The organism is Taklimakanibacter deserti, from assembly GCA_003574785.1.
This window is the reverse complement of record QORU01000054.1, coordinates 1-698: the sequence shown is the minus strand read 5'-3', so window position 1 is coordinate 698 and position 698 is coordinate 1. Positions and strand designations below refer to the sequence as shown.

General features: G+C 63.5%; 1 pseudogene. It reads left to right on the top strand.

Features of this window, described 5'->3' with window-relative positions:
• Window positions 1-698 (top strand): annotated as a pseudogene (locus tag DS839_RS35880) (hypothetical protein); the annotation flags it as partial.

Sequence of the window (698 nt, the reverse complement as noted above, 5' to 3'; positions counted from 1 at the left end):
ATTCCTTTCCGCTGGAAGAGCAATGGCGACATCGAAGACATGTCGGAATTGCTCTATCCGCCGCTACCGCGCCAGATCATGACGGCCACCGCCGAGATCGGGAAGAACGGCAGCGAGAACCTGCCGGATTCCAACACCGTGCGCGTAGGCAGCCGGGTGTATGCGCCGCTCATGGTGGCCGTGCCGCCCCGCGAGCCGCAATACTTCAACACCCTGTTCAACAGCCTCAACCGGGCCGAGACGCGGGAAAACGGCGTGACCCGCGCCCTGCCGTATTCGATCAGCTTCATGCTGGAATCGGACGGCATGTCGGTTATGGCATTCAAGTCCATCTTCGCCAGCCTGCTGTCGATCACGTCCGAGCAGAACCGCAACATCAACCTCGCCACGAAGGCGCTCAACGAGTACCGCCGCGACGGCGGCTGCATCGTCAAGCTCCGAATCGCTGCAATGACTTGGGCGGGGATTGACCCGGACGGCATCAAGGAACTGGCCCTGCGCAAATCGAAGCTGTGGCGCACGCTGGAAGGGTGGGGCAACCCCGTGGTACTGGAGCGCACCGGCAACCCGATGATCGCGTTCCAGACCAATGCGCTGGGCCTCACGACCAAGCACATCGGCGAGCCGTGCCCGGCACCGCTGGATGATGCAATCGCGCTCTTGCCACTGACCCGGCCCGCGTCGCCGTTCTCGACGGG